The 25,973-nt window shown below is 70.1% G+C and carries 29 protein-coding genes; 12 read left to right on the forward strand and 17 right to left on the reverse strand.

Annotated features, from left to right (window positions below):
• Positions 1-11: 11 nt before the first annotated feature.
• Positions 12-830: a YrhB domain-containing protein gene (locus tag ABXJ56_RS03400; protein WP_353998314.1), complete on the reverse strand. Its 819-nt coding sequence runs from the start codon at positions 828-830 to the stop codon at positions 12-14.
• Between the two features lie 71 nt (positions 831-901).
• On the opposite strand from ABXJ56_RS03400, the gene ABXJ56_RS03405 reads away from it, so the two are divergent.
• Both ABXJ56_RS03405 and ABXJ56_RS03410 read left to right on the forward strand, forming a co-directional pair.
• A complete protein-coding gene (locus ABXJ56_RS03405; protein ID WP_353998315.1) occupies positions 902-1,318 on the forward strand; it encodes a pyridoxamine 5'-phosphate oxidase family protein in 417 nt (138 codons plus the stop codon).
• Positions 1,319-1,355: 37 nt separating this feature from the next.
• Complete coding sequence (locus ABXJ56_RS03410; RefSeq protein ID WP_353998316.1) at positions 1,356-1,841, forward strand: tetratricopeptide repeat protein; 486 nt, start codon at positions 1,356-1,358, stop codon at positions 1,839-1,841.
• A gap of 4 nt (positions 1,842-1,845) precedes the next feature.
• Here ABXJ56_RS03410 and ABXJ56_RS03415 read toward each other — a convergent pair whose 3' ends face one another.
• The 3 genes from ABXJ56_RS03415 to ABXJ56_RS03425 form a co-directional block, all read right to left on the reverse strand.
• Complete coding sequence (locus ABXJ56_RS03415) at positions 1,846-2,601, reverse strand: YidC/Oxa1 family membrane protein insertase (protein ID WP_353998317.1); 756 nt, start codon at positions 2,599-2,601, stop codon at positions 1,846-1,848.
• A gap of 99 nt (positions 2,602-2,700) precedes the next feature.
• A complete protein-coding gene (locus ABXJ56_RS03420; RefSeq protein ID WP_353998318.1) occupies positions 2,701-2,979 on the reverse strand; it encodes a DUF6412 domain-containing protein in 279 nt (92 codons plus the stop codon).
• 64 nt (positions 2,980-3,043) lie between these two features.
• Complete coding sequence (locus ABXJ56_RS03425) at positions 3,044-3,694, reverse strand: hypothetical protein (RefSeq protein WP_353998319.1); 651 nt, start codon at positions 3,692-3,694, stop codon at positions 3,044-3,046.
• 161 nt (positions 3,695-3,855) lie between these two features.
• On the opposite strand from ABXJ56_RS03425, the gene ABXJ56_RS03430 reads away from it, so the two are divergent.
• Together ABXJ56_RS03430 and ABXJ56_RS03435 are read left to right on the forward strand one after the other, a co-directional pair.
• Positions 3,856-4,065, forward strand: a complete 210-nt coding sequence (locus ABXJ56_RS03430) for a hypothetical protein (protein ID WP_053548193.1) — start codon at positions 3,856-3,858, stop codon at positions 4,063-4,065.
• 59 nt (positions 4,066-4,124) lie between these two features.
• Entirely contained in the window at positions 4,125-6,203 is a 2,079-nt protein-coding gene (locus ABXJ56_RS03435) for an NAD(+) synthase (protein WP_353998320.1), read from the forward strand.
• 23 nt (positions 6,204-6,226) lie between these two features.
• Here the strand turns inward: ABXJ56_RS03435 and ABXJ56_RS03440 are convergent, their stop codons facing one another.
• Entirely contained in the window at positions 6,227-6,814 is a 588-nt protein-coding gene (locus ABXJ56_RS03440; protein WP_353998321.1) for a hypothetical protein, read from the reverse strand.
• A 62-nt stretch (positions 6,815-6,876) separates the two neighbouring features.
• On the opposite strand from ABXJ56_RS03440, the gene ABXJ56_RS03445 reads away from it, so the two are divergent.
• The gene (locus tag ABXJ56_RS03445; protein ID WP_353998322.1) at positions 6,877-7,434 is read left to right on the forward strand and encodes a phosphorylase family protein; all 558 of its coding nucleotides are present in this window, start codon (positions 6,877-6,879) and stop codon (positions 7,432-7,434) included.
• Positions 7,435-7,526: 92 nt separating this feature from the next.
• Here ABXJ56_RS03445 and ABXJ56_RS03450 read toward each other — a convergent pair whose 3' ends face one another.
• On the reverse strand, positions 7,527-7,949 hold the full coding sequence (locus ABXJ56_RS03450; protein WP_353998323.1) for a hypothetical protein: 423 nt from the start codon (positions 7,947-7,949) through the stop codon (positions 7,527-7,529).
• 65 nt (positions 7,950-8,014) lie between these two features.
• A complete protein-coding gene (locus tag ABXJ56_RS03455; RefSeq protein ID WP_353998324.1) occupies positions 8,015-9,184 on the reverse strand; it encodes a phosphotransferase in 1,170 nt (389 codons plus the stop codon).
• Between the two features lie 91 nt (positions 9,185-9,275).
• Between ABXJ56_RS03455 and ABXJ56_RS03460 the strand changes: the two genes are divergently transcribed.
• The 5 genes from ABXJ56_RS03460 to ABXJ56_RS03480 all read left to right on the forward strand — a co-directional run bounded on the left by ABXJ56_RS03460 (position 9,276) and on the right by ABXJ56_RS03480 (position 13,686).
• Positions 9,276-10,811, forward strand: coding sequence for a sensor histidine kinase (locus ABXJ56_RS03460; RefSeq protein ID WP_353998325.1), 1,536 nt, complete (start codon positions 9,276-9,278; stop codon positions 10,809-10,811).
• A 10-nt stretch (positions 10,812-10,821) separates the two neighbouring features.
• Positions 10,822-11,478, forward strand: coding sequence for a response regulator transcription factor (locus ABXJ56_RS03465; protein WP_353998326.1), 657 nt, complete (start codon positions 10,822-10,824; stop codon positions 11,476-11,478).
• Between the two features lie 90 nt (positions 11,479-11,568).
• On the forward strand, positions 11,569-12,021 hold the full coding sequence (locus ABXJ56_RS03470; RefSeq protein WP_353998327.1) for an SRPBCC domain-containing protein: 453 nt from the start codon (positions 11,569-11,571) through the stop codon (positions 12,019-12,021).
• Positions 12,022-12,055: 34 nt separating this feature from the next.
• Positions 12,056-12,412, forward strand: a complete 357-nt coding sequence (locus ABXJ56_RS03475) for a YciI family protein (protein ID WP_353998328.1) — start codon at positions 12,056-12,058, stop codon at positions 12,410-12,412.
• Entirely contained in the window at positions 12,409-13,686 is a 1,278-nt protein-coding gene (locus tag ABXJ56_RS03480; protein ID WP_353998329.1) for an RNA polymerase sigma factor, read from the forward strand. Before ABXJ56_RS03475 ends, ABXJ56_RS03480 begins: the two co-directional genes overlap by 4 nt.
• On the opposite strand, the gene ABXJ56_RS03485 is transcribed toward ABXJ56_RS03480, so the two are convergent.
• The 6 genes from ABXJ56_RS03485 to ABXJ56_RS03510 form a co-directional block, all read right to left on the reverse strand.
• On the reverse strand, positions 13,655-13,831 hold the full coding sequence (locus tag ABXJ56_RS03485; RefSeq protein WP_353998330.1) for a hypothetical protein: 177 nt from the start codon (positions 13,829-13,831) through the stop codon (positions 13,655-13,657). The genes ABXJ56_RS03480 and ABXJ56_RS03485 overlap by 32 nt on opposite strands.
• 10 nt (positions 13,832-13,841) lie before the next feature.
• On the reverse strand, positions 13,842-16,898 hold the full coding sequence (locus tag ABXJ56_RS03490) for an SMC family ATPase (RefSeq protein WP_353998331.1): 3,057 nt from the start codon (positions 16,896-16,898) through the stop codon (positions 13,842-13,844).
• Positions 16,895-18,049: an exonuclease SbcCD subunit D gene (locus ABXJ56_RS03495; RefSeq protein WP_353998332.1), complete on the reverse strand. Its 1,155-nt coding sequence runs from the start codon at positions 18,047-18,049 to the stop codon at positions 16,895-16,897. The genes ABXJ56_RS03490 and ABXJ56_RS03495 overlap by 4 nt, the downstream gene beginning before the upstream one ends.
• Positions 18,050-18,114: 65 nt before the next feature.
• Entirely contained in the window at positions 18,115-19,650 is a 1,536-nt protein-coding gene (locus ABXJ56_RS03500) for an MFS transporter (RefSeq protein ID WP_353998333.1), read from the reverse strand.
• 82 nt (positions 19,651-19,732) lie between these two features.
• Positions 19,733-19,963 (reverse strand): hypothetical protein, encoded by a 231-nt coding sequence (locus ABXJ56_RS03505; protein WP_353998334.1) that lies wholly within the window; start codon positions 19,961-19,963, stop codon positions 19,733-19,735.
• Positions 19,964-20,693: 730 nt separating this feature from the next.
• On the reverse strand, positions 20,694-22,031 hold the full coding sequence (locus tag ABXJ56_RS03510; RefSeq protein WP_353998335.1) for an HNH endonuclease signature motif containing protein: 1,338 nt from the start codon (positions 22,029-22,031) through the stop codon (positions 20,694-20,696).
• Positions 22,032-22,206: 175 nt separating this feature from the next.
• Between ABXJ56_RS03510 and ABXJ56_RS03515 the strand changes: the two genes are divergently transcribed.
• Positions 22,207-22,653 (forward strand): hypothetical protein, encoded by a 447-nt coding sequence (locus ABXJ56_RS03515; protein WP_353998336.1) that lies wholly within the window; start codon positions 22,207-22,209, stop codon positions 22,651-22,653.
• 117 nt (positions 22,654-22,770) lie between these two features.
• Here ABXJ56_RS03515 and ABXJ56_RS03520 read toward each other — a convergent pair whose 3' ends face one another.
• Entirely contained in the window at positions 22,771-23,376 is a 606-nt protein-coding gene (locus tag ABXJ56_RS03520; protein WP_353998337.1) for a hypothetical protein, read from the reverse strand.
• Positions 23,377-23,442: 66 nt separating this feature from the next.
• On the reverse strand, positions 23,443-24,225 hold the full coding sequence (locus tag ABXJ56_RS03525; RefSeq protein WP_353998338.1) for an alpha/beta fold hydrolase: 783 nt from the start codon (positions 24,223-24,225) through the stop codon (positions 23,443-23,445).
• Between the two features lie 153 nt (positions 24,226-24,378).
• Here ABXJ56_RS03525 and ABXJ56_RS03530 point away from each other — a divergent pair, with 153 nt between their 5' ends.
• The gene (locus ABXJ56_RS03530) at positions 24,379-24,939 is read left to right on the forward strand and encodes a hypothetical protein (RefSeq protein ID WP_353998339.1); all 561 of its coding nucleotides are present in this window, start codon (positions 24,379-24,381) and stop codon (positions 24,937-24,939) included.
• A gap of 8 nt (positions 24,940-24,947) precedes the next feature.
• Here ABXJ56_RS03530 and ABXJ56_RS03535 read toward each other — a convergent pair whose 3' ends face one another.
• Both ABXJ56_RS03535 and ABXJ56_RS03540 read right to left on the reverse strand, forming a co-directional pair.
• Positions 24,948-25,436: a hypothetical protein gene (locus tag ABXJ56_RS03535; RefSeq protein WP_353998340.1), complete on the reverse strand. Its 489-nt coding sequence runs from the start codon at positions 25,434-25,436 to the stop codon at positions 24,948-24,950.
• A gap of 71 nt (positions 25,437-25,507) precedes the next feature.
• Positions 25,508-25,939: a DUF1622 domain-containing protein gene (locus ABXJ56_RS03540; RefSeq protein WP_353998341.1), complete on the reverse strand. Its 432-nt coding sequence runs from the start codon at positions 25,937-25,939 to the stop codon at positions 25,508-25,510.
• Positions 25,940-25,973: the final 34 nt, after the last annotated feature.

A 25,973-nucleotide genomic window follows, 5' to 3' on the forward strand; every position in this document is an offset into this window, starting at 1 on the left:
CGGCGCGCGGGTCACTGCAGCGCGTCGTATCTAATGAGAGGCGTCCCCGCGGGCGACGAGAACGACGCGTCGATGTCGGCGAGCGAAGCGCGGACGAACGGCAGGAACCGCTCGCGATCTCCGCGCCGCAGGAAGACCGCTTCGCGACCATCCCAGCGGAGGGCGGGATGACCGTCGACCTCGAAGGACTTCACGTCGCTCAGCGGATGCCGCGGCTCGTACGCGCCGGGATACGGGCGCCGCACGAGCTGGATGAGGAGCATCTTCCTCGCGTCATCCTCGTGACTGAAGACCGCCTCGTCGCGAAAGGTCCCGCGATTCCACCACCGGTACACCCATCCCTCGCCGCGCGGCTCTACGAGATAACCGACCTCCATGTCCGACCAGCCGATGGCGCCCTCCCGGGCGAACGGAAGCAGCATCCACTGTGACCGCGCGTGACGCTGCAGCAGCCGGTCATCGGCACCGCCGGGATCCGTGATGTCGAAGACGTTGGCGTCGCCGGCGAGTCGACGCGTTCGCCACCGCTCGAAGGTCTCGATGTCGTCGAGGGCACTCCACCCGGGGTCCTCGGCTGCGCCGTAGTACGCGATGGGTGACGAGCTCGTCGCCCACACCTCTCCCGATTCGCCATCGATGATGTAAGGGCCGCCCCCCACCAGCATGGTCAGCTCGTCACCGGTGTCGAGGAACTCGCGAGACTGCGTGGAGACCGTGAACCCCCACGGCCGCTCCTCCACTCGCTCGTCGGCTTCCTCGCCCTCGTTGAACCGGTCGCGCGTCCACTGGACGACCACGTCGCGGGGAACCGTAAAGTCGAAGCCTGCCACCCCGAAAGGGTACCCACCGCGAGGCGGTGATGTGCTGGTCGAGAGCCCGCCCGGATGCGAGACTGTCGCCCGTGACCCACTTCACGGCATCCGATCGACAGCTGCTTTCTCGGCCCCTCCAGGCGATGATCACCGTGGCGCCGACGGGCGGCCGCTGGCCGGCGCCTCGGCCCGTATGGTTCGAGCTGACGGACGCCGACGAGATCCAGCTCTTCTCGTTCGCCTCCACGCCGCGGGTGGCGCGGGTGCGGGAGACTCCCCGTGCGTCGATCGTCGTCTCCGCGCCCGTGGGCGAGCCCGAGCAGTGGGTCTCGATCGAAGGATCCGTGGCCGTGCACGACGATGGCGCGTTCGAGCTGGCCGACCGGCTCGCTCGGCTGTACTACGCGGGCGAGCCGGGGAAGCTCGCTGTGCTGGACGAGTGGCGCGACGCCGATCTCGTACGCCTCGTGATCACGCCCGCACGCGTGCAGCGGTACTCGATCTGACCGCGTCCATGCACGACAGGCTGGACGGGGTCCACACATGAAAGCGGATGCCGAGTGGAACGCCCGGGTCGCGGCATTCTGGAAGTCTTTCGATGACAGCAAGCCGCAAGAGATGCTCGCGAGCATGCGGGCGCTCGTCGACGAGCGGCCTGAGGGCGATGCGCGAGCGCTGGCCGAGTGGGGCGGCGTCCACGATGCACTCGATCTCGGCGCCGAAGCCGTGGCCCCGTACCGCCGCGCTCTGGCCGCGGGCCTCAACACGGAGGAGCAGCATCGGGTCACACTCCAATTGGCGAGCACGTTGCGGAACGTGGGTCACGTCGATGAGGCGATCGAGTTGCTCGAGCACCTTGACGCACCCGAGCTCGGGGATGCGCCCGCGGCGTTCCTCGCTCTCGCGCTGCACAGCGCCGGCCGACCGAATGAGGCCCTGCGGATCGCCCTGACGGCGCTCTCAGCCCACCTGCCGATGTACGGCCGCGCGGCCAGGGACTACGCCACGGAGCTGCCGTCCGACGTGTAGCCCGTCATCCATCGGCCGGGACCACCGGGAACCGCCGCCGCAGCACGATCCGCTGCACGAGTGTCCACGCCACGGTGACCACGAGGTAGAGCGCGGCGGCGAGGGGCACGAAGATCGCGACCACGGCCGTCCCGAACTGCAGGAAGCCCGCCATCCGCGCGACCGTCTCCGCGCCCGGCGCCGCGTCGGTCGCACCGCCGTCGACCGGCCGGAACACGCGTCGTGTCACCTCTGCGACCACGACGATCGCCAGCAGCAGGATGCCGAACACCAACGCCGTCGATGCGGTCGCGGTTCCGCCCGCGATCGTGCCGACAAGGCTCGCGCCGAGCGGGACGCCGAGGAGCTGATCCTCCAACAGCGCGTTCGTATGCCCGGCGATCACCGGATACAGGAACAGCGCGTAGACGACCCCGACAATCGGCGCCTGGATCAGCACCGGCACGCACCCTGCGAGCGGCGAGGACTTCTCGTCGGCGTAGAGCTTCATCGTCTCGCGCGACATCCGTTCGCGGTCGTTCTTGTACCGGCGCTGCAGCGCCTGCAGCTTCGGCGCGAGCCGCGCCCGTGCTTGTTCGGCTCTGGCCTGCGCGATGCCGGCGGGGATGAGAATCGTGCGCACCAGCAGCGTCAGCACGATGACGGCGAGCGCCGCGGATGCCGAGCCGGCGAGTGGCTGGAGGAGGTCGGCGAGTCCCATGAGCAGCGTGTACGCCGCGTCGAGGACGGCCGCGAGGGGAGGGAAGGAGAGGAGGTCCACAGTGAGGTCCGTTCGTCGATGATGAGGGGTCGCGGAACGGCCACGACGGTCATCGACGACGACAGGGATCACCCGAGGACGGGTGAAGGGCGTCGAGTGCTACGCGGCCGAAGCCGCGACACCCGGTGCACGCGAACGGGGGTGCCCCGCAGCATCCGGATCGCTCTGCGCCACCACGACGGAGACGTCGATGGCGCGGGCGGCTCCGTCGAGCGACGGACCGCGCGGCGGGTGCGCGGTGGTCGTCAGCAGCAGAGCGACGAGAAGGACGGATGCCGCCACCAGCGCCCAGACCGCCGCGGAGTCGGACGGACTCAGCGCGATCGCCCCCGACAGCGACAAGAGCACGGAGAAGAAGGACATCACGGCGTCGAACATCGCGTGGCTCCTCCCTCCGGCTCGGCCCACGGTAGCACTCGAGGGTGGCGACGTCCGCGGTCGTTCAGGTCGAGCGGTAGACGTCCACGCTGTCGTTGCGGAGGCGAGCCGCGAGCACCAGGGCGAGGATGCCCAGGCCGAGGGTTCGGGCGAGGAATCCGATCGCGCCGAGCAGGATCGCCGCCTCGGCCAAGGCCTGCGCCCCCGAGGAGCCGGCGGCAGCGAAGAGCAGTTGTGGAATGACCGCGGCTATGACCGACACGGCGAATACCCAGAGCGGCGCCCAGTTCCACGGCGCCGGAACCACGGCGGCGCGCGCGATCTGCACGGACGCCAGCAGGCACGCAACGAGGGAGACCAGAAGGTTCACGGAGAACACGGCGGTCAGGATGGTCTCGACCTCCCGATACGCGTCGAGGCCCGCGTCGAACGTCGCGGCGTCCATGGTCGGCAGCAGCGGCTGGACTGCCCGCATCACGAGGGGCAACACGGCGACGACGGTGAGCGCGGCTACGCCGAGCGGCCTTCGCGCCACGACGCTGGCCGCGCGAGACAGACCGATCGCGAACAGCAGGACCGCGGCCGCGAAGACCAGATCGACGAGGAGTCCGACGACCGGGCCAAGGCCGGGTGCGGCGTATTGCAGCATCCCGAGCACACCGCACAGGACGAGTCCGATGCCGCCGATCATGAAGGTCTGGCGCCGCTGTCGCATCGTTCGACCCTATCGACGACCTGCGAGGCGCCCGGCGCCGAAAGGGCATCGGAATCTACACGTCGCTTTGTTGTAACGCCAGAGGAATACCATCCGTTCAGGCGGCTCTATTCTGAGCTTCCCGAACCGATTCCTGTCCATCGAGAGGAGGTGACTGCGCCGTGACCACACCGCAGTTCGAGGCCGGCGTCTGGGAGCGCTACGCGACCGAGTTCGCCCTGGCCCTCGGAGACACCCCGACCCGCATCCGCGCGATACGCGAGGCGTACTTCGTGCACGGATTCGACGTCGACCTCATTGAAGAACTCAGCGGCTTCCCGATCTGGCGAATCCGCCAGGCGATCCAAGCCGGCCTCACCCGCAGCGACTGAGCTGCGCATCGCCGCGACAGGCGCGCGCCCGGCGGACCCTCCCTGACAGACTGGGATCCATGAGCCTGCCGTTCGAGAGCGCCTACCGGCACGGGTTCGCCCGCATCGCCGCCTGCACGCTGCCCGTGGCGATCGCCGACCCCGCGACCAACGCCGACGCCGTCCTCGACGCCGCCCGCCGCTGCCACGACGAGTCCGTCGCGGTCGCCGTGTTCCCGGAGCTCTGCCTCACGGGATATTCGATCGAAGACCTCGTGATGCAGGACGCCCTCCTCGACGCCGTCGTCTCCGCGATCGAACGTCTCGTGGCGGCATCCGCCGACATGATGCCGATGCTCGTCGTCGGCGCGCCTCTCCGGCACCGCAACCGCCTCTACAACTGCGCGGTCGTCATCCACCGCGGGCGCCTGCTCGGCGTCGCTCCCAAGTCGTATCTGCCGACCTACCGCGAATTCTACGAACGCCGCTGGTACGCACCGGGCGACGACCAGCGCGGACAGCTGATCCGGGTCGGTTCGCTCGAGTCCCCCTTCGGGCCCGACCTCCTCTTCCCGGCGACGGACGTGCCCGGGCTCGTCGTCCACGCCGAGGTTTGCGAAGACGTGTGGGTCCCCGTCCCGCCGTCGTCGCTCGCCGCCCTCGAGGGCGCAAGCGTGCTCGTGAACCTCTCCGGCAGTCCGATCACCATTGCGCGCGCAGACGACCGGAAAGACCTCTGCCAGTCGCAGTCGCTGCGGTGCCTGGCTGCCTACGCGTATGCGGCGGCGGGTCAGGGCGAGTCGACGAACGACGTGTCGTGGGACGGCCAGACGATGATCTACGAGGCGGGGACGCTCCTCGCCGAGACCGAGCGCTTCCCCGACGGGCCGCGGCTCTCGATCGCGGATGTCGACCTCGACCGCCTGCGTCAGGACCGCGTGCGGCAGGGCACGTTCGACGACAACCGGCGGACGATGACGGATGCCGCGCCCCACCGCTCGATCCCGTTCACCCTCGACCCGCCCGCGACCGACATCGGGCTCCGGCGTCCGCTCGACCGCTTCCCCTTCGTCCCCGACGACCCCGCGCGCCTCGCGCAGGACTGCTACGAGGCGTTCAACATCCAGGTCTCGGGTCTCGTCCAGCGTCTGCAGGCGATCGGCAACCCGCGCCCGGTGATCGGCGTCAGCGGCGGGCTCGACTCCACGCACGCCCTCCTCGTCGTCGCGCGCGCGATGGACCGCCTCGGGCGGCCGCGCCGCGACATCCTCGCCTACACGATGCCGGGCTTCGCAACGAGCGACCACACGAAGTCGAACGCCATCGCCCTCGCCGAGGCCATCGGCGCCTCGATCGAGACGATCGACATCCGTCCGGCGGCGACCGAGATCCTCCGCGGCATCGACCACCCGTTCGCGGGCGGCGAGCCGCTGTACGACGTGACGTTCGAGAACGTGCAGGCCGGCATCCGCACCGACTTCCTGTTCCGGCTCGCGAATCAGAAGAACGGCATCGTGATCGGCACGTCCGATCTCTCCGAGCTCGCGCTCGGCTGGGCGACCTACGGCGTCGGCGACCAGATGAGCCACTACGCCGTGAACCCCGGTGTGCCGAAGACGCTCATCCAGCACCTGATCCGCTGGGTGATCGCCCATCGCGGCGGGAGCGACGGCGCGGCCGAACTCAGCGAGCGCGCTCGAGAGGTCCTGCAGTCGGTCCTCGACACCGAGATCTCGCCCGAGCTCGTGCCCGCCGGGCAGGACGGGAAGATCCAGTCCACCGAAGACCGCATCGGTCCGTACGCGCTGCACGATCTGACGCTCTTCCACGTGCTGCGCTTCGGCTTCCGCCCGTCGAAGATCGCGTTCGTCGCGTGGCACGCCTGGCGGGATGCGGATGCCGGGGGCTGGCCGCCCGGCTTCCCCGACACCGACCGCTACGCGTACGACCTGCCCGAGATCGTACGGTGGCTGCAGGTGTTCCTCCGCCGGTACTTCGCGTTCGCGCAGTTCAAGCGCTCGGCGATCCCGAACGGGCCGAAGGTCTCCCCCGCCGGGTCGCTCTCACCGCGCGGGGACTGGCGCGCGCCGTCCGACGGCAACGCGCGCGCGTGGCTCGACGAGCTCCGCTCCGCGCTCCCCGACCTGGTCGAAGACTGACCCGGGGGCGGCGCCGCTCGAACTCAGGCTTCGTAGGATGCCGGTCGAGCCGCCGCGAGGGTGATGACCCACCCGTCCCGTGACAGGTCGACCACGTCGTAGCGCGCCCGACGGTCGGGGATCCAGCCCCGTCGGCCCCCGGCATCCAGTCGGACGTGCTCGGCTGCGACCCGGGTGCCGCGCCCGTCCGCGTCGCGCACGGCCTGCACGCGGGTCCAGTGCCGGACGAGAGCGGCGGTGTCGTCCTCGTTGAACAGGTGCGAGTGGCGCCGCATCTCGGCCAGCGTGTCCGGGTCGGGCTGGGCGTCGCGGAGGTCGAGCCCGAAGACCCGGCCCGCGTCGCCGACGGCTACGACGGTCGCCGCGCGGAAGCTGATGTTGCGGATCGTGAGCGGCAGGACCTCGCCGTCGATCTCGGCGATGAGCTGGGTGTGGAAACCGAACGACCCCGGCGCCTCGCGGACGATGAGGACGTCCCTCTCGTGCACCCCCAGTCGTTCGGCGACGATCTCGCGGGCGAGTGCCCGCTTGCGATCGTGGGCTTCGACCTTCGGGTCCCACCCGAGACGGGCGTCGATTCCCGCGGGGGCATCCAGGGCGACTGACGGCATGAGCATTCCTCCTCGCGCCCATCCTGCCCCAGAAGCGCGATGCGGCGGAGGACAATAGGGGGGTGAAACTGCTCGTTGCCGCACTCGAAGCCGAACTGTCCGCCTTCCCCGACGAGATCCCCGGGTTCGACCGGCTCGTCACCGGCCCCGGAAAGCTGCAGGCCACCTACGCGCTCACCCGGGCCCTGGACGCAGGAGACTACGACGAGATCGTCGTCGTCGGCACGGCCGGCGCGATCGATCCGCGCATCGACTACGGCGTGTACGAGATCTCCGCCGCCGTCCAGCACGACGTCACCGACATCGACGGGATCGTGGGCCAGCACGTCTCGCTCCCCCAGCGCCTGGAGACCGCGGGCGGCGACGCGGTCATCGCCACCGGCGACCACTTCGTCGACGATGTCGAAGCAGTAGGGGTGATCCGGCCGCTCGGTGCGGGCCTGGTCGACATGGAGACCTACGCCTACATCTGGGTCGCGGGGCACTTCGACGTGCCGATCCGCATCTTCAAGGCGGTCTCGGACCGTGCGCAGGACGACGCGATCACCGACTGGCGCACCGCGGTGACCGCGTGCAGCGCCCAGCTGTACTCCCACCTCAGCGAGACGCACCCGCATTAGCCACGTCCGAGGTGTGACACCACCTCCCCCGGACAACCGGAGACCCCGGAGCCTGCAGGACTCCGGGGTCTCCGGTGGGGGTCAGGTGCGCGTCAGTTCGACGCGGCCGACGGCGCCGAGGCCGGCGACGGGACGGATGCCGGGCTGGGCGGCGTCACCGGCGAGGGCGGCGACACCGGCGACGGGGGCGTGACGGGCGACGGGGGCGTCACGGGCGACGGAACGCTGGGCGGCGTCACCGGGGAGGGCGAGCTCTGCACCGACGGTGCGCTCATCGTCGGTGACGGGGTCGGCGAGGGCGACGACTGGATCGACGCCGACGTGAGCGTCGCCCGGATCTGCACGGTGTCACCGAGCTGACCGGAGTTGCCCTCGATCGAGCCGCCGGGGACGACGGTCCCGTCGGTGGTGCGCATGGTCATGTTGGCGGCGGTGGCGGCGGCCGCACCGCCGGCGATCGTGAGTCCCAGGGCGCCGGCGACGCCGTAGGCGATCCACTTCTTCTTGGTGTTCATGATGCTGTCCTCTCTCTGCCGCAGTCCGGGGGGAACCGGCGGTGATTCCACTCTGAGGGTCTTCGCTAAGGCGTATCGAAGGCGTCCATGAGACCGTCCTTAGGGACGTCCTCACCTGCCAGCAGCGCCTTCGCGACCGTCAGCAGCACATCGCGTCGCGCGACGTCGCCGATGCCGTCGGCACCGAGCGCGTGCCCCCACAGATGCACAGCGACGCGCTCCCGCACGTGGGCGGCGGCGTCGTCCCAGCGCGCGAGCGCGGCGACTCCGACCGCGTACGCCCATCCGCCGCGTGCACCGGGATCGAGCGCCGCGCTGGCGAGAGCGTGCGAGATGAGGGCCGCACTGTCGTCCGCGGCCGCACCGCGTCCGGCGGTGTCGACGTCGATGACCCCCGACATCCGTCCGGCGTCGTCGAGGAAGAGCTGTCCGAAGTGCAGGTCGCCGTGGATGACCGTTCGCTCGCCTCCGTCTCCGACGAGCGGCGCCACACGGGCCGCGTGGGTCCGAAGGCGCTCCGCCGCGTCCGGGGTGAGGCGCTGCGCGAGGCGCGCGGTGTACCACGCGGCGCGTTCGGGCAGCTCCGACCGGGCACGGTTCTCGAGCGGAGCACCCGCCATCGCCGCCCGCCAACGGTCGACTTCGTCGAGGAGACCGGATGCCGGCGGAGCGACCTCGACGGCCGGCCGGCCCGGCGCCTGCGGGAGCACCAGGAGTCCGGCGTCCGCCCACGCTTCGATCTGCGGAACGTGCAGCGCGGCATCCGCGAGGAGGGCGTGGAGCCCCACGATCCGTTCCACCCGCTCGGGCCGGATCACCTTGACCCAGCGGACGCCGTCGCCGCAGAGGACCCGGAACACCGCGCGCCGCCCGGGGCGGTAGGCGACGAGCTCGGGAGCCTCGATGGCATCGCGGCCGATGCGACGGAGGAGGGTGCGCGCGGCGTCGCCGAACGCGACCGGGGCGAGCGCGGGAAGGTGAGGATCCTGCGGGTGGAGCCAGATGCGCTCGCCCGGGGCATCCGGCGTTCCGGTGGCGAGTCCCGTCTCCTGAGCGACCCGGCGCCCCGAGGTGTCGACGAAGTACGTCGCCGGGTGTCCGTCGGCGCCCACCACCTCGAAGCCGGTCACGGTCCCCGCGCCGAGCGGTTCACGGGTGCGGAGGGCGACGGGCACGGCATCCGGAATCTCCAGGGCCTCGCGCAGGAGCAGCTCATCGGGAAGCGGGGCGGACACCTCTCGATTCCAGCACGTGAGCCGGCCCGATGGGATGAGACCTCTCTTAGGCTCACCCGGCGCGAGCGCGTGCGGCTCCATACTGAAACGCGTGACGCGCACGAGAACCGCACGCCGCCGGGGCCTTCCGGCGTTCTCGGTGCGCACGCGCCTCATCGCCGTCATCACGATCGTCGCCGCGCTGGGTGTGACCGCCGTGGGGTTCGCGGTGTTCCTGCAGGAACGCGCGCGCACCCTCCAGCAGGTCGACGCGCTCCTGCAGGGCGGTCTCGACACCGCCCGGTTCCTCGTCGAGCAGGGCGACCCCCGGGCGGGTACCTGGGCCTCGACGTCGGAGGCACTGGCGGCCGTCGTACAGCGCACCGCGCCGGACGACAACACCGGCACCGTCGGCCTCATCAACGGCGCCCCGCGGCTGGTCCCCGGCGTCGCGCTCGATGTCGACCTGCTGACACAGCCCGGGTTCATCCTCCACGTCGCGGAGGTAACGGCCGCCGGTGATCCCGTGATCGGCACCTACGCCGAGAACGACGTCCTCTGGCGATACCTCGCGACCCCGATCTCCGTCGGGGACGGCGACGACGGGACGTTCGTGCTCGCCTACGACCTCACCGCCGAGCTCGCGGAGGTCCAGCAGTCGGCGCAGGTCTGGGTGATCGCGTCCGCCATCACCATCGCGGTCATCGCCGGCGCGGCCGCGCTCGTGACCACTCGGCTGCTGCGCCCGATCCGCCAGATGCGCGACACCGCCGAACGCGTGTCGGGGCAGTCGGTGACCGAACGCATCCCGATCCACGGACGAGACGACGTCTCCGAGCTCGCCGAGACGATGAACGACATGCTCGACCGCATCGACGATGCCCTCGAGTCACAGCGGCGACTGCTCAGCGACGTCGGGCACGAGCTGAAGACCCCGCTGACGATCGTGCGCGGCAACCTCGAGGTGCTCGATCCCGATGACCCCCGGGATGTGCGCGAGACGCGAGACCTCGTCGTCGACGAGCTCGAGCGCATGGCGCGGCTCGTGCAGGATCTCGCGGCCTCCGCCGCCCTCCACGGGCCCGCGCCCGTGAAGTCCGAGGAGGTCGATGCCGCCGATCTCGTGCGGCAGATCATCCGCAAGAGCGAGGGCATCACCGGCGCCGAGGTCGAGTCGGGACCGATCGCCGAGGTCGTCACCGCGCTCGATCCCGCCCGGATCACCCAGGCGGCGCTGCAGCTTGCACAGAATGCCGTCACACACGGCGGGGGTCGCCTCGTCATCTCCAGCGCCGTCGTCGACGACCGCTGGGAGCTGTCGGTACGCGATTTCGGGCCGGGTGTCGCCGACGACGAGAAGGAGCGCGTGTTCGACCGCTTCCACCGAGGGTCCGATACGGATGCCGCGGGCAGCGGCCTCGGGCTGAACATCGTCCAGGTCATCGCGCGCGCCCACAGCGGCGCGGCGCGGGTGACCGATGCCCCCGACGGAGGGGCGGTCTTCATCATCTCGGTCCCCCTGTCGAGCAGTCGCCTCAGCGTGCCTGAAGGGCTCGTGATCCCCCCCCGCCCCGACCTTCCGCCCCCTCCCCCGTCCACACCGTCGTCGACGCCGCCCGCTTCCGTCTCCGCCCCGACCGCCCCCTGAAAGAACAGCCATGGCATCGATTCTCATCGCCGAAGACGAGGCCCGGATCTCGGGCTTCATCGACAAAGGCCTGCGTTCCGCCGGCTTCGCCACCCGCGTCGCCGCGACCGGCACGGACGCACTCGAACTGGCCCTGACCGGTGAGTTCGATCTCCTCGTCCTCGACGTGAATCTGCCCGGCATGGATGGCTTCGCGGTGCTCGAGAACCTCCGCGGGTCCGGCTCCCGGATGCCGGTGATCATGCTGACCGCGCGCGTCGAGCTCGAAGACACCGTTGCGGGGCTCGAGGGAGGCGCCGACGACTATCTCGGCAAGCCCTTCCGTTTCGACGAACTGGTCGCGCGGATCCGCCTGCGCATGCGCCGGGACGACGCCGCCCCGAAGGACGAGCTCGTGCACGGCGACATCGCCCTCGACATCCGTACCCGCCGGGCGCATGTCGCGGGCCAGTCGGTCGAGCTGTCGGCGCGCGAGTTCGCCCTCGCGGAGGAGTTCGTGCGGCACGCCGGTCAGGTGCTCAGCCGCGAGCAGCTCCTCAGTCGGGTGTGGGGGTACGACTTCGATCCGGGCTCCAACGTCGCCGACGTGTACGTCGGGTATCTTCGCCAGAAGCTCGGCAGCGACGTCATCGAGACCGTTCGCGGCGTCGGCTACCGCATGACCTGACGATGTTCTCCTCCGAATGTCGAAACGGTGGAAGGCCGATGGTCTCTCTGGTGACACGAGCGGTTCGTGCCACCAGAGAAGGAGACCACCATGTCGATTCAGAAGCTTCAGACCGTCATCGCCGCGACGCCGGAACAGGTGTGGGAGGCGCTCACCGCGCGCGATTCCAGCTCGGGCTACTACTTCGGCTTCGCGGCGCACTTCGACGAGCTGAGTCCCGGCGCCTCGTACGAGTACCGCCTCGGCGAGGCATCTGTCATCACCGGGGAGCTGCGCGACGTGGTCGAGAACACGCGCTTGAGCATGACGTTCCGCGGCCGCTGGAACGACGATGTCGCCCTGCTTCCCGAGAGTGTCGTGACGTACGAGCTCAGCCCCGCTGCCATGGGTGTTCCCGGGCTCACTCACCTCACTCTGCGGCATGACGGCCTGCCCGACACGGAGACCGCCCGCGACATCGAGCGCGGATGGGCGCTGATCCTGTCGGGATTGAAGACGATGCTGGAGACTGGCTCTCCTCTGGTGCCCGCACCCAGTCACTGATGCGACCACCAGGAAGACGATGCAGGGAGCAACGATGCAGTACGCGATTCTTGCCAATGAGTCCGCTGAGGACTTCGCAGACCGCACCGATCCGGACCGCGCCGCGCGTTACTGGGCGTCGTGGTCCGGCTATGTCACCGCGTTGCGCGAGAGCGGGGTGATGAGCGCCGCCGCAGGTCTCCAGCCCCCAGAGACATCGACGACGCTGACACTTCGTGGGGGCACGGTGCACGTTCAGGACGGCCCGTTCGCCGACGTGAAAGAGTCGCTGGGGGGCATCTTCTTGATCGATGTGCCGGACCTCGACAGCGCGATGGACTGGGCCGCCCGCTGCCCCGCCGCGGTGCGCGGCACGGTCGAGGTGCGCCCGCTGATCCCTCCCATGGAATGAGTCGCGCATCCGCTGACGCCGCGCTCGACGAGGCCCATCGCGCCTTCTTCGGGCGGCTCGTCGGCTGGGTGTTCCGGATGACGGGAGACCTGCAACTCGCCGAAGACGCGGTGGCGGCGGCTTTCCTGGCCGCCGTCTCCGCGTGGCGAGATCGAGGCGTTCCCTCGTCACCGGAGGCGTGGTTGCGCGTCGCCGCCCGCAACAACGCCCGTACCGCCCTCACCCGTGCGACCCGCACCATAGTCGTGGACCCCGAGGAGTTCACCGATCTCGAGGCTGCCGAGGCCACTCCAGAGCCGCAGGTCGACGATCGGTTGACGCTTCTCCTGGTGTGCGCACACCCGGCGATCGACGCCCGCCTGCACGCACCGCTGATGCTGCAGGCTGTGCTCGGGCTCGACGCCGCTCGCATCGCGAGCGTCTACCTCGTTCCCCCGTCGACGATGGGGCAGCGACTGAGCCGAGCCAAGGCGAAGATCCGCGACGCGGGTATCCGATACCACCACCCCGACCCCGAGGATCTGCCGCGCCGCCTGAACGCGGTGCTCCAGGCGGTCTACGCGGCGTACGGCGCCGGCGACGCAGTGTGGGCGACCGGGGACGAGCGCGACGATGCTCTCCGGGGCGAGGCGATCCGTCTTGCTGAGGTGCTCGCCGAGGCGATACCCGGTGAGCCGGAAGTGTGGGGCCTCCTCGCCCTCCTTCTCCACACCGAGAGCAGGCGCCCGGCACGCCTCGTCGCGGGTGTCTTCATCCCTCTGGAGGATCAGGACATCGCGCTGTGGTCGACACCCCTCCGTCGACGAGCCGACGAGTGTCTACGGCGCGCGTCCGCGGCCGGACGCCCCGGACGGTTTCAGCTGGAGGCGGCCATCAGTGCCATACATTCCTCGCGCGCCGACGAAGTACCCGTAGACATCGACGCCATCCTCACCCTGTACCGGGGGCTGCTCCACTCCGCTCCGTCGCTCGGGGCCACGATCGGGGCTGCAGGAGCGATGCTGCGCGCGGGGCTGGTCGCCGAGGCCGGTGAACTGCTGGGCGGGTTACCGGAGGTCGCCGTCCGACAACACCAGCCATACTGGGTCTGCCGAGCCGATCTGGCAATCAGACGAGGCGACCAGGACGACCGGAACCGTTGTCTCGATATCGCGATCGGCCTTACCGCAGATCCGGCGGTGCGAGCTCACCTCGTGACGCGGCGACTGGCTGCGCTCGGCACCCGCGAGCGAGCGCGCGACGTCACTCGCGGCGGGAGAAGGCGCCGCGGATGATGAAGAAGACGATCGCCGCGACGATGGCGACGATAACGAGCTTGCCGATGAACCACAGCACCGAGAAGAGCACGTCGACGAGCACCCACGCGATGATGACGGCCACGATGACCCCGAGGATCGTCCACAGCGTGCTCTTGTTCATGGGTTCGAGCTTAGCCCGGGGCCGGAACGGCGACGTCTTGGCGGATGACGCTCGGGCCCTGCGCCGTGGCTTCGACGAGCAGCTGGGCGGGAATCTGCTCCTTCATCGCGGCGACGTGACTGATGAGGCCGACGGTGCGTCCGCCCTGGCGGAGTCCATCGAGGGTGCGCATCGCGAGGTCGAGCGTCTCGTCGTCGAGCGACCCGAAGCCCTCGTCGATGAAGAGGGTGTCGAGCCGCACGCCGCCGGCGCGCGCGGTGACGACCTCGGCGAGCCCGAGCGCGAGCGCGAGGGACGCGAGGAAGGTCTCACCGCCGGACAGCGAGGATGCCGGGCGCGGGCGTCCCGTGTGCGCGTCAAGGATCTGCAGGCCGAGTCCGGATGCCGCACCCCGCGCCGCGAGGGCGTCGCTGTGCTGGAGGCGGTACCGACCGGCGGACATCTCGTCGAGACGGAGGTTGGCTGCGGCGACGATCTCCTCGAGCTCGGCGGCGAGGACGAAGGACTCGAGAGTCATCCGATGCGTGTTCGGTGCTCGCCCGGCGACGGTGTGGGCGAGGCGCGTCACCGCCGCGGCCTCCGCCGCGAGGTCGCCGATCTTCCGCTGCGCGTCACCGGCACGGGTGGCCAGCTCGCCGAGGTGCGCGGCGCGCTGCGCGGCCCTCGCTGCGGCCTCCACCGCCGCGCTCCACGCGTCGCGCGCGGCGGCGGCCGCCACGGCGGCGGCCTCGACGTCGACCGGCTCGTCGTCGACGCCGGCGAGCTTCAGCTCCCATTCGCGGACGCGGTCGCGTTCGGTGCGGAGCGCCACGTCGTGGTCGGTGATGCGGGTCTCGAGCTGTCCGCGCGTCGCGCGGTCACGCAGGGCGCCGGCCGCGTCGAGAGGGTCTGCGAACCGTGTCGGCTCCAGCGCCGTGGCGGTGTGCGCGGTGGCCTGCTCCCGTGCCGCGCGGGCCCGCGCGGTCTCCTCTCGTGCGCGCCGCAGCGCCTCCGCCGCCCCCCGGCGGGTCTCGGCGGCCTCCTGGCAGGCGGCGACGGTCGCGTAGCCTCCGCGGGCTCGATCGACTGTTTGCTCGGCGGCACCGATCTCTGCGCGGACGGATGCCGCACGCTCGCGCTCCGCCGACAGGCGCAGCCGCACCTGGTCGCGCTCCGCGGCGACGTCAGTGACCTTCGCCGCCAGCTGGGCACGACGCTCGACGAGTTCTTCGCGGCGTACGGCCGCCGCATCCGCGTCTGCGGCTATGGAGCGGGCCGCGGTCAGCGTGGCGGTCAGGGCCTCTTCGGACTCGCCGCCCGCGCGCTCGCGCGCCGCAGCGACACGCTCGCGCGCGGCGGTCGCGAGTCGCGCCGCCTCCTGCTCGGCGGCGGCTGCGGCATCGCGCGCGCTCTCCGCCGCATGCATCTCGTCATCAGTGACGGGTTCGCCGTCGTGGCGCGCGGGCGAGGGGTGCTCGATCGATCCGCAGACACCGCACGGCTCACCCGGTGTGAGCGCGTTCGCGAGTTCGCCGGCGTAGCCGGCCAGTCGACGCTGGAGCAGCGCGGTCACCGCCGTCCGTGCGCTGTCGTGCGCCGTCGTCCGCGCGAGGTATGCCGCCTCGGCGTCGCGAAGCAGCACCTCCTCTCGGACGACCTCCTGCGCGGCCATCCGCCGCGACTCGAGATCGGCCACCCGCTGCCGCGCGGCATCCCGCCCTCCGGCCGCGTCCCGCGCCACGGCGAGGTCGTGGTCGAGCGCTGCGAGTTCGAGCGGAAGCGCAGCGGCCTGCGCCTCCAGGTCCGCCTGCGCGACCTCGCCGGCCCTAACCCGCGCCGAGATGCCGTCGAGCTCGGCGCGCCACCGCTCGAGATCGCGCTCGACACCGCGGGCGGCATCGGCGACGGCGGCCGCGGCCGTCGCCGCGTCGATGATGGCCGCGAGCTCGTCCACTGCGGGATTCCGTGGATGATCGGCGTCGTCCGCTTCGGCGGTCACCCGCCACTGCGTGAGGGCCTCATCCTCCGCCCGGTGCGCCGTGGCCAGCGCCACCTCGGCGGCGGCTTCCGCCTCGAGCACGGGACGCAGTTCCTCCGCCTCACGCGCGGCGGCGAGCACCGCGCGGTCCGCGTCGATCGCGGAGCACTCGGCTTCGCGCGCCGCGAGCGCCGCGCGGGCCCGAGCGCGCTCGCCCTGCGCATCTCGCAGGGCGACGAGATCGGTGTGCGCACGGTCGGCGGAGCGGTGCGCCTCCTCGGCCGCGTCGCTCTCCCGCCGGAGGCTCTCGGCCCGGTAGGCCGCGCGGTCGACGCCGCGCCCGACGGCGGCGATGCGAGACTCGAGCGGCGCCCCTTCCCCGATCTCCGCTCGCGCTCCGTCCGGGTCACTCGCCTCACCATCGGCCCCCTCGAGACCATCGGTGGCGAGCATCGCCTCTGCTTCGGCGAGGAGCATCTGCACACCCTCGCCGGCGGATGTGACGTGCGCCTCGGCGGCGCGCCGACGCTCGTCGAGCGCGGACTGGTAGCCCTCGTAGGTGCGCGTGCCGAACAGACGCCGGAGGAGGCGCTGACGGTCGTCGTTCTTGGCGAGGAGGAACTCGGCGAATCGGTTCTGCGCCAGGAGGATCACCTGGAGGAACTGCTGCTGGCTGAGCCCCAGGATCTCATCGAGGTCGCGCGCGACGTCGACGGGGCGGGCGGCGCGGCCGATCCATTCGCCGTCGATCCACTCCTCGAGCTGGGCGCGGTGCGGCTCGGTGGTCATCCCCGTGCCGCGCTGCTTCGGCCGGTCGTACTCGGGCGAGCGCGTCACGCGCCAACGGGTGTCACCCGCGGTGAACTCCACCACCACACGGGTGGGGTCGGCGGGGTCGCAGTGGTCGCTGCGCAGGCGCCGCTCGGAGCCCTCGTACCGCGGGACACCGCCGTAGAGCCCGAAGCACACGCCGTCGAGCACACTCGACTTGCCCGCGCCGGTGCGGCCGGCGATGAGGAAGATCCCGTCGGTCTCGAACGCGTCGAAGTCGACGATCTGGGTGTCGCGGAACGGACCGAACCCGGTGAGCTCGAGCCGGTGGAGCTTCACGACCGTGCCTCGGTGAGGGCGTGGTCGTCGAGGACCTCGCGGATGAGTTCGCGCTCGCGCTCGTCGGCCCCTTCGCCCTCGCGCACGTGGACCAGGAAGGCGTCGATGAGCTCGGCATCCGACCGGGCGTGCCGCACCCGCTGCGCGTAGGAGCGCTCGTCGCTGACCCGCGGGACGTCAGGGGTGTGCATCACGGTCGCGCAATGCGGGAAGCGCTGTTGCAGCCGCCGCATCGGGTCGATCTGCGGCGTCTGGTCGGTGTACTGCGCGCAGACCCAGGCGTTCTCGGCATCCGCGAACCGCTCATCGGTGAGGAGTTCGTCGAGCGGACCGCGCACCGTGACCAGACGGCGCGGGATCGGCAGCTCGAGCCATTCTGCCGTCGAGAATCCGCCGTCGTCGAGGTCGACGAGCCACGAGCCACGCGGCTTGTCCTGCTCGCCGAAGCTGTAGTGCAGGGGCGCACCGGCGTATCGCACGCGATCGGCGAGCGTCTGACGACCGTGGATGTGCCCGAGTGCGACGTAGTCGACGTCGTCGAAGACTGACACCGGGACCACATCGAGGCTTCCCTGGCGGATCTCGCGCTCGACACCGGGCGTCGCCTCGACGCCGGCCGCGAAGCAGTGCGACATCACGACCGCACGGCCGCCGCGCGCGGCGTGATCGGCTCGGATCAGCGCCATCGCGTGGGTGAGCGCATCGTGTTGGGAGCGCATCGGAACCCCGGACCACACATGGCGCACGAGCGCCGGCTCGAGGTAGGGAATGCCGTACACGTGGACCGGACCGGCAGCGTCGCTGACCGTGATCGGGGTGCCGACCGCGGCCGGATCGGTCAGGACGTGGATGCCGTCGCGCAGGAGGGCGGACTGGAAGCCCAGCCGCGCGGCCGAGTCATGGTTGCCACTGGTCACGACGACCGTTGCACCCGTCTCGCGGAGGGCGAGGAGCGTGTCGCTCAGGATCGGGTAGCAGGCCGCGGACGGCGCTGCCGAATCGAACACGTCGCCGGCGACGAGCACGAGGTCGACGTCGTTATCGCGCACCTGCGCGACCAGACGCTCGAGCACGCCGCGCAACGCCTCCAGCGTCGAGTGCCCGTGGAACGAGCGCCCGATGTGCCAGTCGGAGGTGTGCAGGATGCGCATGTTTCCACGGTAGACGCGTCCTCCGACATCACTCGTTCGGCAGGCCGCGCCCGTCGATGAACCGCTCAGCGGGAGGTTCCCTCCACGCCGGCGGACTCGGTCTTCGCGGACGCGGCGGGCTCGGCATCCGGCTCGCGACGGCGCGAGAAGATGTCGAGGATGCCGAGCACGAGGGCGATCAGGAGGAACAGCACCACCGCGCCCATGCCGAACGCGTAGGCGTCGTGGTAGGTCGACAGGGTCGGGGTGCCGTTGCCGACCTCGCGGTAGATCGTCGAGTAGAACAGCGACAGTCCGACCGCGGTGCCCACCGCCGACCCGATGCGCTGGCCGAGCTGGCCGACCGATCCGGCGAGGCCGCCGTCGCGGACCGGGATGTCGGCGAGCGCGAGCGTCTGGTTCGGGGCGATGACCAGACCGCCGCCGAGACCGCCGACAGCCATCACCCCGGCCATCGCGTACGGCGCGATCTCGGGCGGCAGGAAGAACGCCACGACGGCGAGCGCGATCACCGCGACCAGGATGATCGCGAGGCCGATGACGACCAGCGGGCGTCCGAAGCGGTTGACGAGATTGCCGCCGACCCACGATCCGACCGCACTGATGACCGCGAAGCCGATGCCGACCATGCCGGCGAAGACCGGCTCGAGCCCGAGGCCGAGCTGGAGGAACAGTGTGGTGAGCAGGAACAGCGCGGGCGCAGCGGTGAAGTACGACGCGGCGATGAGCGTGCCGTTCCGGTAGGACGCGATGCGGAAGAGACCGAACGGCACGAGCGGCGCGCGCCCGCTCGCGGCATACCGGCGCTCCCAGAGGAAAAAGAGCACCCCGAAAACGGCGAAGAGGGCGAGCGCCCACCATCGCGCCGGGTTGTCGTCGGGCGAGCCGGTCGTGAAGAGGAACGGCCACATCAGTGAGATGACGACGATGGCGAAGAGGAACACCCCCACGGGGTCGAGCTCGATGCGCGTGCCGTCGCGTTTGCGGACGCTCGGGAGCACCCAGATCGCCAGACCGATCGCGGCGAGGCAGAGCGGCACGTTCATCCAGAAGATCCAGCGCCAGCCGTCTTCGGGGCCGCCGAGGGCGATGAGGAGTCCGCCGAGGGTCGGCCCGAAGGCCGTGGAGATGCCGATGGTCGCACCGAAGAGACCGAACGCCCGCCCGCGCTCTTTGCCCTGGAAGAGCTGCTGGATCGTTCCGATCACCTGCGGCATCTGGATGCCGGCGGCGATGCCCTGCACGAGACGTCCGATCATGAGCGTCGTCGGATCGGGCGCGAGGGCGCACACCGCGCTCGCGAGCGTGAACAGCGCCAGACCGATGATGAACAGGCCGCGCCGCGACCACTGGTCGCCGATCCGGCCGAACGGCACGAGCGCGAGGCCGAAGGTCAGCACGTAGCCCGAGACGACGAGCTGCAGCGCGGTGGGGTCGGCGCCGAGAGAGGCTTCGATCGATGGAACCGCGACGTTGACCTTGGTGAGATCGAGGATCGTGATGGCCGCGACCGACACGCACACCCAGAACGCCCGCCACCGCTGGGGGTTCGTCAGCGGAATCGACAGGGTCGAAGGGGCGGTGGAGGCGGATGTGGACATCGGGTCCAACCTAGACCCGTTCGACGGGGAGGGGATCGGATGCCGCCCGGCTGCTGCAACTCACCGACGGGTCGCCTCGCACCTATCGCGCACGCCATTTCTTCCGATAGCGAATCACCGCGACGGTCGTGATCGACCACAACACCGCCAGTCCGATGGACCCGACGCTCAGGACGACTCGCCAAGCGTCGGGGTTGTGCACGGCCGCCCATGTCCAGACCCCGCCCAGGGCGAGCCACAGCACCAGCTGCATCACGAGCAACGGGAAAGGCGGTCCCGCCCAGTAGATGACGGAGTTCCTCCAGGGCCGCATCCCGCGACGCTAACAGACGCGGACTACCGCGGATCTGCCCGACCCAGGCCGCCGATCGTCGAGCTTGGACGCCCGCCCCCGCGCCGGGCGGATCGCATCGATCACACTGGCATGCTGAGAACCATGGTCCCGCGAATCGCTATGTGGGCGCTGATGCTTGCCGGAGTCGTAATGCTCTCTGCAGCTGTTGTCGCGGCGCTGTCAGGAGTTTGGGCGACGACGGTCTTCTTCTCGCTCATGGGAGTCACGGCTCTGTCCCTCACGTGGGGGTGGTTCCGGCCCCGCGTCCGGTCGACACGCCCGCGCCGTCGCCCTCGGTAGACCGCATGGTCGGCATCCTGCCCCAAGCACGCGTCCAAGAAGGAAGAGTCAGGGCACGCCCCACCCCTGAGCTATTCCACTCGATCTGACCTCCCTCATCTTCCATCGGAGGTCTCCTCTGCTCGGCCTACCTCTGCATGCCAAGTAGCAGGCGTTCTATCCATGCGATCAGAAGTGAAGCCGACGGATGCCACATTGGTACTGCCGGTTAGGCAAATCAACACACATCAGCCTGCGGTAAATTGCCGTCCATGACGGCCCGGGCGGCCGCGCGGTGGTCATCGACCTGGGGTCACCGACGTGCACCGCTGATAGCGACGACAGCGATCTACGGCGCGCCGAACGTCCGTGTCTCACTCTGGGGGCCTTGAGGCACCTGCGCGATCGTTCGGTAACCGGACGGTCTGCGTCAGAAGGGTGCGGGGTCGGGCGGTGGGGCGCCGCCGCTCCCGTCCGGGGGTGGTGCTCCACCTCCCGACGGCATGAATCGCACGAGTGGCGCCGGTGGGGCGTCGATGTAGACCCTCCCGGTGGGGGAGGTCCATTCGAGGACCCCGCCGCCGAGTTGTCGGACACCCCACGAGGTGAATTGCTTCATCGAGTGGTGTCGTTGACACAGGTGGCAGAGGTTTCGGATGTCTGTGGGCCCGCCGAGGGCGAAGTCGAAGGTGTGGTCGAGTTCGCAGCGGATCGCGGGCCGGCGGCATCCGGGGAATCGGCAGTGCCGGTCCCGGGCCTTCAGGAACCTGGCCATCGACGCGGTTCGACGGTAGGAGTCGGTGCACAGCACCTGCCCCGACACCGGGTGCACCACGAGACGCTCCCAGGTCGCGACGGCGCCGGCGAGTGCGCGGGCGGTGGCCGGGTCGATCGGTGCCGACCCGACAAGATCGGCGGTGGTGGTGTCGTTCGCGGGATCGTCGTCTTTCCCAAGGAGCGTCAATGCCGGCACGACGACCTGTACTTTCGCGCGGATCATCCCCAGGGTGCCGTTGCCGTCTCCATCGATGGTGGGGTCGGCGAGGGGTGAGCCGGTGAGGAGCATGTCGCAGAGAATGTCCGCGCGGATCTGGTCGCGGGTTCTGCCGTCGGGGTCGGCGTCGATGATGGTGGAGGCCTGCTCGTTGAGCCGGTCATCGATCGCTGCGGCGAGGATCGCGGGGACGCGGGCGATGACATCCGACATTCCATCGCCGACGGGGATCGACCCGACACGGCGTTCGCATCGCGCGTCCCGGTGCCGCTCCGCCAACGTGCGGGGGTGCAGCTCCTGCGCGAGGTGGTCGAGACGGTCCTTCACCCTCCCGACGCTCTGCCCCACACACAATTCCGCCGCAGCGGCGTCGAACTCCGCCCGCGCATCCCGCGGCAGAACCGTCCCGCACCGCAACACCGCCGTCGCGTGGCCGCGGGTGATCCGCCCCGCCTCCCACGCCGAAAGCGTCGCGGGGTAGCACTCGACCCACTCCATCGCCTGGTTGATCTGCGCCTGCATCGACCGGTCGGTAGTGAAGGTCACCCCGGCAAGCTCCGCTGCGACCGAGCGGTACACCATCTCCTGCGACCGCACCGACGCCGACTGACGCCGCGCCGCCCGCTCCGCGATCGCACCCGCCCGGGCCTGATTGCGGACGTTGCCGACCTCCATCGCCCCCAGCGCCGGGGTCATCGCCTCCGCGTACTGCGCGACCTCGTCGAGCTCCGCGAGCTCTTCCTCGCTGAACTCGATCAACCGGCTCGTATTCATGTTCGAATACTAGCGACGACCTCCGACATTCAAGTCCGAATCTTCAAGTGAATTAAAGACCTTTCGGGCGGAGCCCGCAAGAAGACCGCTCAACGCGACACCATCCGTTCGCAATTCGCATTCTCCGCGACTGAGGCTCACGCAGGCGGACCCTGGTCGCTCATAGGATCGCGGTGTGGATCACGTCGAGGTAATCCAGAGCGCGCTCTCACGGATCCGAGTCGGCACGAAGGTCGCACTCGCCGTTGTCGGGGCGCTGTCCCTGAGCGGTTGCGTGCCTACAGACGATGCGGTGGGCTTACCCTCCCCCTCCCCGTCGGCGACCGTTGGCAGCCAGATCTCAGCCACCCCGCAAGAGGAGCTCGCCGAGGAATGCGTCGGCGACGCCGAGATCGGGACCGTTGCAGCCGACGTGTCCCACGCCCGCGTCGCACAGCGATCGGATGGGACATGGCTCGTGAGCGTGCCGATGACGTTCGAAGCCCTCCGGAACGGCGAACAGCACTGCGTGATCGCAGACGAGTCCGGAGATCTCGTCAGAATCGCCGTCGAATCGGGCGAGGCCTGGACCGACGGCGAATTCGAGAGCTGGCTCGAGTCGGACGAACTCTGGTACGAGTAGCCCTCGACCACCCGCGGTCGCCGCCGCGAGGTCCTCTCACGCCTGCCGCCGGCCATCCCGCTCTTCGTCGGACGCGGCGTCGACTCTCCCGTGGGCCATGACGATGCTCGTGACGTCTCAATCTCCCGCGCTGGCGGGCAGCTCATCTCGATCGGCACGAACCGACACGGAGTCCAAGCGCGGGTCGTTACGGAGCTGCCGGAAGGTGGACAGCTCAGCGGCGACGATGAGGGAATCGGGGTAGAGTCGGCCGCCCCACGCCAGCCTCCCGTCGGGATCCCAGGCGAACTCCGGGATGCGGCGCTCGGCTTTCACGTCGACGGCCAGGAGATCGGCTTCGAAATAGTCCTCCCCGAACACGCGAACCGTGGGGGAAGTGGGCACCTCGCCATATCCAACCCACCGAAGGCATCGCAGCGGCAGATCGCCGATGGCATCGCGAAGCGCCTGCGCGGTCGGCGCGTCCAATTCGCCCTTGCATGAGTCCAGGTCGCTGATGCCCGGGTTGTCGCCCAAGAGGTGACGGGTCGCTTCGAACCAGTCGAGCGATGCGGAGTGCTCCTCGACGTCGACGTACTCGGACCATCGCACGACGTTGCCGTCGCGGTCGATGAAGGGCAGATAGACGCGCAGCATGGGCAGATGGCGATGTGACGCGGGAACGAAGTCACGAGCCGCGGTGTGCCACCCGGAATCATTCCATTCAGCGGTCGAACCGGTCATGCAGCCGACCGTAAACGAATCTGCCTGCCTCGACCATCTCGATCGCCGGGCAGACACCCAGACGCCCTAGCGGGTGCGGTCGAGAATGAGTCTCGTCGCCTCGTCGGGGGCGTCCCACTGCGGAAAATGGCCGCAGCCCTCGAACCAGTGCAGCACGGCATCGGGGAACAGTTCCGCAGCCCGAGAGGCCTGGCGGGGAACGGTCACCAGATCGCGCCTCCCCCACCCGATCGTGACTCGGCCGGGGACCGTCCCGGCAGGCGCGCCCTCTTGCACGGGTCCTTTCGTGAGGGCGTTCAGGGCGTCACCGGTCGCCGGCGAATCGGCCAGTCCGCGCACGTCCGGCAGCACGGTCTCGGGCGAGAGCGCCCAGGGCCGCGCCGACAACTGCGCCAGCAGCAGAGTCCTGCCGACGGGGTTGCCCAGGAGGGCTGGCAGCATCCCGCGCATCGCTCGGACCAGAGCGATCGACGGCCGTAAAGTTGCTCCGAAGACGACGAGCTCGCGATGGTTCCAGAAGCCGCCCGGATCCAACGCCACGGTGTCGCCGCCGACCCCACGCCGCGCGAGCTCGAGCACGATCCGGCCGCCCATCGACTGACCGGCGGTGGAGACCCCGTCCAGCCCCTGGTCGTGGATGAAGTCCGCGACGGAGTCGGCGAGCGTGGCGATCGAGACCTCGCCGGCCCCGCGTGGGGTCTCGCCGAAGCCCGGCAGGTCGACCGCGATGATCTCACGGTGCTCGGCCAGCCGATCGAGGAGCGGGGCCCAGGATCGCCACCCTGCGCCCAGGCCATGCACGAGGAGCAGTGGGCTGCCCTCTCCCCGTCGGATATGGTTCAGCGTCACTCGCTCAACGCTATCCCGCTGGGATGGAGGCGGGGCCGGACTCCCCCACGCCGGACGACTGCCGCACCGTCGCACCCGACGCCCCGGCGATCACTCCGCGGATCGTCGCCGAGTCGATACCCGGGCGAAACACCCGGCGTCCTATCGTGGACCATGGCGCCTTCTTCCGACTCCGCAGCCCGGTCCACCGTCGTCGCCGTCGTCGGATGCGACCGCAACGAGCTTCTCGAGGGGATCTCCGATCTCCCCGCCGTTGCCGCGCTCTCCCTTCGCGGGCAGGATCCATCCGACGCGGCCCTCGCGATCGCGACCAGACCCCAGCCCTACGTCGTCCACGATGCCGATCCGCTCGAGCATGTCGCCGCCGCGTGGGTGGAACTGTTCCAGGAGCGTGCCACCCTGGGCACGCTCGAAGTCGAGGTGGAGGCGCTTCTGGCCCTGTTCGACGCGGGCACGGCGTTCATGCCCGACTACTACGTCGTCGCCTCCCCCGGTTCCGTCGAGGGCGAGTGGAAGCACTGGTGGCTCGGAGCACTCGCCCATCGGGCCCCGGCGCGCGTGCTGCCCATCGAGGGGTCGGCGGCCGCGCTCCGTCGGCGACTCCGCAGCCTTCCGGCCTCCCGCCCATGGCCCGACCCGGCGTCGTGGCTTCCGGCGGTCCACTTCGACATCCCGGACCGTGTCGGCCTCTACGGGTCGCGCGGCGCCGCCTGAGTCCTCCGTCAGGGACGGTCGGGGGCCGCGGCGTCCCCGGTGGAGATCTGACGGACGAGCTCATCCACCTCGTCGTCCGGAAGCGCGATGCCGGTCTGCTCCAGCCGCTGCGCGAGCACGTGCCGGATCTCGTCGAACGAGCCGGTGCCGATGTCGGATCGGGTCTGCGCGACGATCCCGGAGACCTTCGCCACGTCGTCGGCGTTGTTCTGCGACATCGCCGGCAACCTCTGCTCGGCGGCATCGCCCAAGCCGTTCTTCCGTTGCGCCTCACCGACGGTGAGCGTGTCACGGTCGGCATCCTGTCCGTGGTGATCGGCACCGCCGACGACACCGATCCCGACGGCCTCGTGGCTCGCGCCGTCGTCTCCGATGTCGGTGGGGCTTGCGTCGCGCTCTGCGTCGGCGGCCCCCGGGGTCTCCTCGGCGCCGTCGGCGTCGTTGCGGTCGGGGTAGTTCACTCCCGGCTGTTCGAACTCGTTGCCTGTCGTGCTCATGGCGCACTCCTCTCGTCTGCGCACCAGCCTCACACCGCGGCGTCGACGATCCACGGGCTTGACAACACCCCTCAGGTGCGCTCCGGCGCATCGCGCTTCATCGCCGCCTGATCGCGGTCACGAGCGATCTCGCGGCCGACGACCGCCGCGCCCGAGGTGAGGAGCGCGCGACGCCAGGGCAAAGTGCCTTCGATCTCAATCTGGATCGACATCGACAGCACCGTTCGGATGAGGACGATGATCCCCAGGATCAGTGCATCCTCCATCGACGGCTTGGAGGTGATGGTGCGGATGAGGTCGGCGGCGACCAGCACCTCGAGCCCGAGGAGGATCGCTCCGCCGAGGGTCGTGCGCAGGGTCATGAAGGCCGCCTGCCCGCCGTCACCCCGGGCGAGGGTACGGATGCCGAGCACGAGGGCGACGACGAACCCGATCACCATGGCCGTCGCGCCGATGAGTTCGAACGCGATGGCGACCGCGACGAAGACCTCTTCCAGGTTCACGCCGCCAGCATAGGGCGCGAACAGCGACGGACCG

The organism is Microbacterium aurantiacum, assembly GCF_040532595.1.
In the GTDB taxonomy this organism is placed as follows: Bacteria; Actinomycetota; Actinomycetes; order Actinomycetales; family Microbacteriaceae; genus Microbacterium; species Microbacterium chocolatum_B.